This window comes from Kitasatospora sp. LaBMicrA B282 (assembly GCF_050325825.1).
Classification (GTDB): domain Bacteria; phylum Actinomycetota; class Actinomycetes; order Streptomycetales; family Streptomycetaceae; genus Kitasatospora.
The window spans coordinates 1-9,324 of record NZ_JBNQTI010000242.1 but is presented as its reverse complement, the minus strand read 5'-3'; the positions used below and the strand labels follow the sequence as shown (position 1 = coordinate 9,324).

Sequence of the window (9,324 nt, the reverse complement as noted above, 5' to 3'; positions counted from 1 at the left end):
TGGCGGCGGCCGGCCCGGCGGGGGCGTGCGCCGTGCCGCGCGGGCGGCCGGTCACGGTGGAGACGGCGGCGGTCGCGGCCAGCGCGGCCAGCGGCACGGCCGTGGAGCCGCCCGTGGTCTCGCGCCGGGAGACCACCGTGACGCTCATCGTGTGCCCGCCGAGCACCGCGGCCGGCAGCAGCGCCGCCCGGGCCCCGGCCGGGTGGGTGGCCACCGCGCCCAGCAGCAGGTCCAGCGAGCGGGCGGCCGCCATCGCCGCCGGCCCCGCCTTGGTGTGCTTCAGCGCCAGGTCGTACGCCCACACGGTGCCGGCCAGCGCGCCCGCGGTCACCCCGGCCGCCCTACCCGCGCAACTCGCCAGCGCCACCCCGGCCACGGTCAGACCGGCGGCGGCCGCCAGCGCGGCCGGCGGGCTGATCCGACCGGAGGGGATCGGGCGCGAGGGCCGCTCGGCGGCGTCCTCCGCCCGGTCCGCCCAGTCGTTGAGCGCCATGCCGGCCGGGTAGAGGCAGAGCGAGGCGCCCAGCGCCAGCGCGGTGCCCCGGTTCGGGCGCCGCCCGGTGGCCGCCGCGCCGGCCAGCGCGTCACCGGGGACGGTGAACAGGGCCGACACCCGCAGCAGTTCCGCCCAGGCGCCGAGCCGGCTCACCGGGTCCCCCGCAGCGTGGCGGCGAAGTCGAGCAGCGCCGCGTACTGCTCGGTCAGGCCGGCCGGGCCGCCGTCGGGGTCCTTGAAGTAGAAGGCCAGTTGCGGCGTCGGGCCGGCCAGGCCCGCCTCGTGACTGCGGGCCAGCAGCCGGGCCAGGTCCAGCACCAGCGGGGCGGCCAGCGCCGAGTCGCAGCCCTGCCAGATGGTCTGCAGCACCATCCGGGTGCCGAGGAAACCGTCGAAGGCAATGTGGTCCCAGGCGGTCTTCCAGTCGCCGAGCGCGGGGACGTCGTCGATGTGCACCTGCCCCTCGGGCACGGTGCCCAGGTTCTCCCGCAGCACCCGCGCCTTGCCCGCGTTCTTGGCGGCCGCGGCGGCCGGCTCGGCGAGCGCGGCACCGTCCCCGCCGCCCAGCAGGTTGGTCCCGGACCAGGCGCGCACGCTCAGCGCACGCTGCCGGAACATCGGCGCCAGCACGGCCCGCAGCAGCGTCTGGCCGGTCTTGCCGTCCCGGCCGGTGTACGGCAGGCCGCAACCCTCGGCCGCCGCCCGCAGCGCGGGGTGGTGCAGGCCGGCCGAGGGAGTGAAGTTGACGTAGGGACAGCCGGCCCGCAGCGCGGCCGCCGCGTACAGCGAGCTCGCGGGCAGCCGCTCGGCCCCGGGCGCCGGCACCGGCTCGGTGGAGGCCACGTTGACCACCACCGCGCGCGCCAACTGCTCGCGGCGCACGAACTCGACCAGGTCCGCGCGGAACGCCTCGATCAGTTCCTCGTCGCTGCGCCCGTCCCCGGGCAGCGGCCCGCCGGGGCGGATCCGCGCGTCGGCGGCGGCCAGCTCGTCGTGCACCGCGGCGGGCAGGTGGTAGGGCAGCACGCCCTCCGCCGCCAGCGCCTCGGCCCGCTTCGGCAGCGGGCTGTGGTCGACGTCGTGCCCGCCGAACACCAGCGAGGACAGAGCGGGCAGTCCGACCCCGGCGAAGTCCGGGGTCTCGGTCAGCAGGCCGGTCGACGGCTGCAGGCCGGCGACGACCGCCGCGCAGCCCGTGACCGCGGTGACGGCGACGGAGCCGCGGGCTCCGATGAACCAGACGCCCGTCCGGGGCCCGGACGGGCGTATGTCGGCGTGGGTGGGCATGGCCAGTCTCCTGAACAGTCGGCGCTCGGCCGCCCGGCGGTGCTCCCGGGTCGGCTGCGACGAAGGTAACGACACGAACGTCAACCAGCCTTGAGCCCTCTTTGAGCCGAGCTGGGCCGGCGTCCATGTCAAGCAGGACGCCGGCCCAGGGCGTTACTGGTTCAGCTGCACCAGCTGGCCGGCGCCGACACCGACGCCGTGGTTGGCGATGTAGATCTGGCCCTGCGGGCCGACCGCCAGGCCGGTCGGCATCGACAGCAGACCGCCGGTCGGGATCTCGGTCGAGGTGCCGGTGCTGGTGTTCACCTCGTACAGCGCACCCGGCGCCGGGCCGGTGGCACCGAAGCCACTGGTGAGCGAGAGCGCGTAGAGGTTGCCGTCGGGGGCCTGCGCCAGGTCGATCAGGTTGGTCAGGCCGCTGGCCACGAGCTGCGGGGCCTGGCCCGGCACCAGCCGCCAGATCCGGCCGGCGTTGGGCCGCATGCCGCCCATGTCGGAGACGTAGTACGAACCGTCGGTGCCCTTGATGACGGCGGTCGGCACGGACTGCGCCAGACCGGTGCTGGTCTGCTCCTCCGGCATCACGGTGTTGGTGCTGATGTTGCCGGCCCAGTCGACGTTGACCACGTCGTTGCCGGCCGCGTCGATCGCCACGAAACCGCCGTTCCCGTCACGCACGAAGCCGTACGGGTTGCTCTCCGGGCCCTGGCCGTCGGGGTTGTTCACGGTCTCGTAGTGGACCAGGTCGGCGATGGTCGTGCCGGTGGCGGTGTCCAGGATGGTGCCGAGCTGGGCACCGTTGGGGCCGAGCGCGGCCCGGGAGGTGTCCGTGCCGTCGTAGCCGGTGAGCACGGTGTAGCCGCCGAACCCGTCCGGGTAGGCCTGGATCGGGCCCGCGGCCTCGACCGGGCTGCCCGCGGGGCTGGGGACGGCCGCGGACGACGGCAGGTTCGAGGCCACCGTGCCCTGCCAGCCGTCGCTGCTCACCTTGTAGACGGCACCGGTCAGTGCGGCACAGGTTCCGGTGGCACAACCTGGCTGGCCCTGACCGGCCTCGGCGACCAGCAGCGAACCGTCGTGCAGGACGGTGATCTTCCGCGGGTTCTGCAGGTTCTGCGCAATGACCGAAAGGCTCGGCGTCGAAGTCGAGGCCTGCGCGGGCACCTCGGCCGCCAGCACACCGGCGACGGCCACGGCGACCAGCAGGGCCCCCTTCCAAGACCTGCGTGAGCTCGACATATCTCTCCCCTTGTCGTCGTGAGCTGTCGCAATCTGCCCCCGGCAACGGCTCGGGAGCGGCAGGAACTTCCGTCACGATAGGTGCGCCCCGTACCGGTGTCCCTGCTGTTCAAGCGGGCAATCCAGCCACTGCACCGGGGCTCCGGGGAGCCTTGAGCGGGCCTGGGCGGGGCCTCCGGGGATCGTGGATGTCCAACCGCGGGATTCCCGCAGTCGAACGCTTGTCCGTAAGTCGAAGACGCCTCCGTAAGTCGAACGGCAGAATCGAACTCGAACTGACATCCCATGCCCTCGCACACCACCGGCGGGGCTGTTCGGCGGGCGTGACGCCGTGTCGGCTTCTCAGACGCTTCGGTCGCTGTTTCCCGCCCCGGATCGGCCTGACCTGCACCTTCGCCCCGCTGCCGTTCAGTCGCTGCGCCGCCCCCTCGGTAGCTGACGGGCCGACACTGCCAGTGTGCTGACGTGGCCCTGACATTCCAACCCATACGAACAGCCCCCGATGTTGTCCGCGGACAACATCCTCCGACCCCGCCCGGCCATGTTGTCCGCGGACAACATCCGGCTCCACGGCGACCCTGCCGTGTTGTCCGCGGACAACATCCGCGAGCCCGCCTCCACCCCGCGCGGTCGATGTTGTCCGCGGACAACATCCCGAAGACTGCTCCCGCCCCGCCCCTGCCCCGCCCGTCGTGTTGTCCGCGGACAACACACCTGGAACCGCCCCCTCCGCATCCCCGATGTTGTCCGCGGACAACATCCCCCCATGCTCCCCCGACTTCCGCCCGATGTTGTCCGCGGACAACACGCCCCGCCTTCCCCCGCACCCCCGGATGTTGTCCGCGGACAACATCCGCCCGCACCCCTCTCCGATGTTGTCCGCGGACAACATTCCGGCGGCCACCCCGCCCGCGCCCTCAGCCGAGCAGCGTCAGGTCCAGCCCCCGCACCCGCTCCGGGTCCGTGATGATCCCGATCTCGACGATCATCTCGTTCACGATCTCGAAGGTCAGCACCCGGCACTCCTCCTCCCCCTGCGCGGCCACCACCCCGGGCCGCCCGTCCACCAGCGCCGGCCGCGCGATTCTGGCGATCCGCGCGAACGACGCCGCGTTCCCGGCCACCGCGCTCGCCCCGCGGACCAGGTTCGGCGCGGCATCGGAGCGCACCACGACATCGGTGTCGAGCACCGCCAGCAGCGCCTCGACGTCGGCGTTCAGCGCCGCCGCGAGGAAGGCCTCCACCACCTGACGTCGTACCACCGGATCCCCGTCCCGATCCGGCGCCCCGCCCCGGACCCGCCGCTGGGTGCGGTCGAGCAGCTCCCGCGTCTCGGCCGGCGTGCGGCCCACGATGCCGGCGACCTCCTCGAGCGGCACCCCGAACATGTCGTGCAGCACCAGCACCAGCCGCTCGGCCGGCGCCAGCGACTCCAGCACCACCAGCAGCGCAAGGCCGGCCGAGTCCGCGGCCTCACCCGCCACCGCCACGCCCGTGCCACCGGCACTGGCACTGGCACTGGCACTGGCACCGCCCGAGTCCGTGCCAGCCGAGCCCGCACCCTCACCACCGGCCACCTCACCACCGGCCACCTCGCCCGGCGGGCTCCCGTCCGCCCCACCGGGCCCGGGCTGCCCGCCCGCCACCTCCAGGCCGGCGGCGCGCCGCGCCCGCCGCGCCCGGAGCGCGTCCACGCAGACGCGACCGACCAGCATCGTCAGCCACCCGGTCAGCTGCTCGTCGGCAGCCGGTCGGGTGAGGCGGCGCCGGGCCTCCAGCAGGGCCTCGTCGGCCGCCCGGGTCGGGCCGAGCATCTGCTGGGCCAGCGCCAGCAGCCGGTCGTGGTGCCGGTCGAATCGTTCCGTCAGGAAGTGCTGCTCATCCATTGGCTTCATCCTCAGTCGCGTCGGGTCTGACGGAATGTCGAAGAAGACCTGGCTGCTGTGACAGACCCGCCGGAAGAAGCACCTCGTATCCGCCCGCGGGCGCCGCGTCAGCGACACAGCGATCCCAGGTCGTTCCCCGGAGTCAGTGCCTTGAGCCCTGTGGCAAGGGTGTCCAGTGAAAGGCGCTGCGCCTGTGCCGGGCCCGAGCACGGATCGAGCGAATCAGAGGTGCGGTGGTGTCTGGTGGTCGTCAGCTGGTCGATGGATCCGGTGCGGACGGTCGGGGGTGGAGACGTGCCCATGGACACGGGTGTGGTGGTGCTCTCGCAGGAAGGCAGCAGCGCGGACTTCCTGCTCGCGTGGCGGGACGAGGCGCTGGCCGCGGCCCCGATCGAGCTGGTGCCGCTGCACGACCTGGTGGTCTCGGGCACTCCGCGCACGGCCGGCGAGGACCCCGCGTACGTCGAGGCACTCGCCTCGCTGGACGCCGAGTTGCCGCCGATCCTGGTGCACCGCGCGACGATGACGGTGGTCGACGGCGTGCACCGGCTGCGGGCGGCCTCGGTCCGTGGACGCGACCGGATCGCCGCCCGGTTCTTCGAAGGGGCGGAGGAGGACGCGGTCCTGCTCTCGGTCGCGATGAACGTCGCGCACGGGCGGCCGCTCTCGCTCCGGGACCGCGCGGTGGCGGCCGAGCAGATCTTCGCCATCCGCCCGCACTGGTCGGACCGGGCGGTCGCGGCGATCGCCGGGCTCTCGGCGAAGAAGGTCTCGGAGATCCGGCTGGCGGCGATCACGGGCGTGCCGCCGCAGGAGCGCCGGATCGGCCTGGACGGCCGGGCCCGGCCGCTGAACTCCGCGCAGGGCCGGGAGCTCGCCGGTCGGCTGATCATGGACGACCCCAGCGCCTCGCTGCGCACCATCGCCCGCAAGGCGGGCATCTCGCCGACCACGGTGGCCGACGTGCGCGACCGCGTGCTGCGCGGCGACGACCCGGTCCCGCCCGGCCAGCGCCGCCGCTCCGACCCGGGGGCCCGGCCGGCCCCGCGGGCGCGCGGGGTACGGGGGGCGATGTCGACGGGGCCGTCGGCCCAGGTGCTGCTGGCTTCGGTGGACGCGCTCCGCCGCGACCCCTCGCTGCGGCTCAACGACACCGGCCGCACCGTGCTGCGCATGCTCGACGCGGGGGCACTGGCCGTCCGCAGCCGGGAGCTGATCCTCTCCGGCGTGCCGGCCCACTGCCGCGCGCAGCTCGCGGAGCTGATGCACGGTTACGCCGAACTCTGGCGCGTGCTGGCCACCGAGCTCCAGGACAACCCCGCCCCCAGCGTCCTCGCGGGCTAGCAGCCGCCCCGGAATGTTGTCCGCGGACAACATTCCTCCCGCCACGGCCTCACCCTCGATGTTGTCCGCGGACAACATCTCTCCCCCTCGGCCGGCTCAGCCTTGCCCTCCCGTGTTGTCCGCGGACAACATTCCTGCGCCCGCCCTCACCCCGCCCGTCGTGTTGTCCGCGGACAACACACCTGGAACCAACCCCTCCACATCCTCAATGTTGTCCGCGGACAACATCCCCCCCACCCTCCCCCGACTCCCGCCCGATGTTGTCCGCGGACAACACGCCCCGCCTTCCCCCGCACCCCCGGATGTTGTCCGCGGACAACATCCGCCCGCACCCCACCCACCTCCCCCTGACCCCACATCAGACCCCAAACCGCCCAAATCACCCCATCCAGACGGCATGTCATTTCCCGAAGTTACTTGAACGCCCCTCACCGGTTAGTAAACTCCCCCCATGGCCACCCCCAGCGCCCCGGCAGACCGGGACAAGGTAGTTACCAAAATCCCCCCTCAGCTGCGCCGCGAACTGAAGATCCGCGCCGCCACCGTGGGAATCGACATCCAGGACGCCGTCACCGAGGGCATCAAGGCCTGGAGCAGCGCCGCCAAGCCGCTCGACCTGATCGACACCACCGGCAGCGAGTCCTTCTCCACCTACGTCCCCACCACGTTGCTGGCCCGCTTCCGGGGCGACTGCTCCGAGCTCAAGATCCCCTACAACCAGGGGGTCGCCCAGTCGATCCGGCTCTGGCTCGACGCGCACCCGCTGCCCCAGCGCGCCCGCCGCGCCACCGGGGCCCGCCGGATCGCCCTCGGCAACCAGAAGGGCGGGGTGGGCAAGACCGCGATCACCGCGGGGCTCGGCCAGGCGCTGGCCGAGCAGGGCTTCCGGGTCTGCCTGATCGACTTCGACCCGCAGGGCCACCTGACCAAGCAGCTCGGCCACGAGCACCTGCCGCTCAAGGGCGACAGCCTGCTCAAGCACATGGTCGGCGAGCGCCAGGGCGAACTGACCGAGCTGCTGCTCCCGGTCGACGGGGAGGCCTTCGGCGGCCGGCTCTTCCTGTTGCCGGCCTGCACCGACGGGTTCCTGCTCGACGCCAAGCTGGTGACCTCCCGTGAGGTGCGGGTCAAGGAGACCGCGCTGGAGAAGGCCCTGGCGGCGATCGAGAAGGACTTCGACTTCGTGCTGGTCGACTGCCCGCCGTCGTTGGGGTACGCGATGGACAACGCCCTCTACTACGTGCGCACCCGGGACGGCGAGGAGACCGGCGGCTCCGGCATCCTCATCCCTGTTCAGGCCGAGGACTCCTCCGCGGACGCCTACGAGCTGCTGCGCGAGCAGATCGACGCCCTCTGCGACGACCTCGGCATCGACATCAGCGACCTCGGGTTCATCGTCAACCTCTACGACTCGCGCAAGGGGTACGTGGTCACCTCCTCGCTGGACGGCTGGCGGTCGATCGGCACACCGGAGGTCATCGCCGTGGTCCACGAACTCAAGGACCAGCGTGAGGCGGTCCGCCAGAAGACCCCGCTGCTCGTCTACGCCCCGGACGGCGAGCAGGCCGAGACGATGCGCCAGATCGCCAGGAGGATCGCAGCATGACCCGAGTAGCAGACCGCGTGGGCGCCGGCGCCTTCGGCGGGCTCCCCCGCTCGCCCCGCAGCGAGCGCGGGCGGGCCAAGGCCGTCGCCGAGGGCACCATCCCGGACTACGAGCTGCAGCGGCTCGCCCTCGACCGGGTGGCCCCCTGCCCGATGAACCCGCGCCGCAACTTCGGCACCGACGAGCAGAAGACCGAGTTCGGCAACAGCATCGCCCGCAAGCAGACCACGGCCTGCGTCGCGGTGACCCGGGAGGCCTACCTCAAGCTCTGGCCCAAGCACGTCCAGGTGATCGCGGAGCAGGCCGAACACGTGCTGCTCAACGGCGAGCGCCGGTACCGCTCGGCCCTGCACGTCGGGCTCGACGCCCTCGACTTCGTGGTGCGCGACGACCTGGCGGCCAGCCGGGCCGACTTCCTCGACTACCTCATGATCGAGAACGAGGAGCGCTCGGACTTCGACGTCATCGAGCGGGCCCGCGGCCTCAAGCAGCTGCTCGAAGCCTGCGACGGCAACGCGGCCGAGGTCGCCCGCCGCCGCGGCAAGGACCGCTCCTGGGTGGGCAACCAGATCGCGCTGCTCACCCTCCCGTACGCCGTCCAGGCCGCCCTGGCCTCCGGCGAACTCGCCGAACGCTACGGCCGCCGGCTGGCCCGCACCCTCAAGGAACAGCCGCACCTCGACGCCGACGCCCTCCTCGATCTCGCCGAACAGTTCAAGGACGAGGAGCGCACCCAGCGCGCCCAGGACCGCAGCCTGCGCGAGCTCGCCAAGACGGCCGTGTTGTCCGCGGACAACATCCCCACCCCGGTCCCGGCACAGGCCTCCCTCGCCACCAACCCGGAGCCTCCCGTGTTGTCCGCGGACAACATTTCTGCCGCCTCGGGCGGCTCGTCCCCGATGTTGTCCACGGACAACATCTCGGACCCCGTCCCCGCTCCCACCTCTCCCGTCGTGTTGTCCGCGGACAACACACCTGGAACTGCCCCTTCCGTATCCCCGATGTTGTCCGCGGACAACATCGACGCCCCCACCCCTCACCCCTCGATGTTGTCCGCGGACAACATCCCGACTCCCCCAGCCGCCTCCTCCCCCACCTCCACCCGCGCCCGCGCCCGCGACTTGGTCCGCGCCCTCGGCCGAACCGCCGCCGAGCGCGCCGCCGTCCTCCGCGAGGGCAGCACCCCGGAGGAGCTCGCCGCCCTCATCACCGAACTCACCACCGGCAGCTGACCCTCCTCACCCCACCCCGGCCCGCACCCGAGCCACCACCCCGGCTCAGGTGCGGGCCTTCCTCATGTTGTCCGCGGACAACATCTCTCCCCGCTCGGGCGGCTCAGCCCCGCCCTCCCGTGTTGTCCGCGGACAACATTCGCCCCCTCTTCGCCCTCACCCTCGATGTTGTCCGCGGACAACATCCCCGCGCCCACCCCCACTCCACCCGTCGTGTTGTCCGCGGACAACACAC

The 9,324-nt window shown here is 72.7% G+C and carries 7 protein-coding genes; 3 read left to right on the top strand and 4 right to left on the bottom strand.

Going from position 1 to position 9,324, the window contains the following annotated elements; all coding sequences use genetic code 11:
- From ACQRUO_RS36635 to ACQRUO_RS36620, 4 genes are all read right to left on the bottom strand, one after another.
- A partial coding sequence (locus ACQRUO_RS36635) for an SCO3242 family prenyltransferase (RefSeq protein WP_428320497.1) occupies nucleotides 1-649 on the bottom strand: 649 nt, incomplete at its 3' end.
- Nucleotides 646-1,782 (bottom strand): inositol-3-phosphate synthase, encoded by a 1,137-nt coding sequence (locus ACQRUO_RS36630; RefSeq protein ID WP_428320496.1) that lies wholly within the window; start codon nucleotides 1,780-1,782, stop codon nucleotides 646-648. The genes ACQRUO_RS36635 and ACQRUO_RS36630, both read right to left, overlap by 4 nt.
- 153 nt (nucleotides 1,783-1,935) lie before the next feature.
- Nucleotides 1,936-3,021, bottom strand: coding sequence for a ScyD/ScyE family protein (locus tag ACQRUO_RS36625; RefSeq protein WP_428320495.1), 1,086 nt, complete (start codon nucleotides 3,019-3,021; stop codon nucleotides 1,936-1,938).
- Between the two features lie 917 nt (nucleotides 3,022-3,938).
- The gene (locus tag ACQRUO_RS36620) at nucleotides 3,939-4,907 is read right to left on the bottom strand and encodes an RNA polymerase subunit sigma-70 (protein ID WP_428320494.1); all 969 of its coding nucleotides are present in this window, start codon (nucleotides 4,905-4,907) and stop codon (nucleotides 3,939-3,941) included.
- A gap of 300 nt (nucleotides 4,908-5,207) precedes the next feature.
- Here ACQRUO_RS36620 and ACQRUO_RS36615 point away from each other — a divergent pair, with 300 nt between their 5' ends.
- The 3 genes from ACQRUO_RS36615 to ACQRUO_RS36605 all read left to right on the top strand — a co-directional run bounded on the left by ACQRUO_RS36615 (nucleotide 5,208) and on the right by ACQRUO_RS36605 (nucleotide 9,089).
- The gene (locus ACQRUO_RS36615) at nucleotides 5,208-6,251 is read left to right on the top strand and encodes a hypothetical protein (protein WP_428320493.1); all 1,044 of its coding nucleotides are present in this window, start codon (nucleotides 5,208-5,210) and stop codon (nucleotides 6,249-6,251) included.
- A gap of 451 nt (nucleotides 6,252-6,702) precedes the next feature.
- Nucleotides 6,703-7,857 (top strand): ParA family protein, encoded by a 1,155-nt coding sequence (locus tag ACQRUO_RS36610; protein ID WP_428320492.1) that lies wholly within the window; start codon nucleotides 6,703-6,705, stop codon nucleotides 7,855-7,857.
- Nucleotides 7,854-9,089, top strand: a complete 1,236-nt coding sequence (locus tag ACQRUO_RS36605) for a ParB/RepB/Spo0J family partition protein (protein ID WP_428320491.1) — start codon at nucleotides 7,854-7,856, stop codon at nucleotides 9,087-9,089. The genes ACQRUO_RS36610 and ACQRUO_RS36605 overlap by 4 nt, the downstream gene beginning before the upstream one ends.
- Nucleotides 9,090-9,324 lie beyond the last annotated feature (235 nt).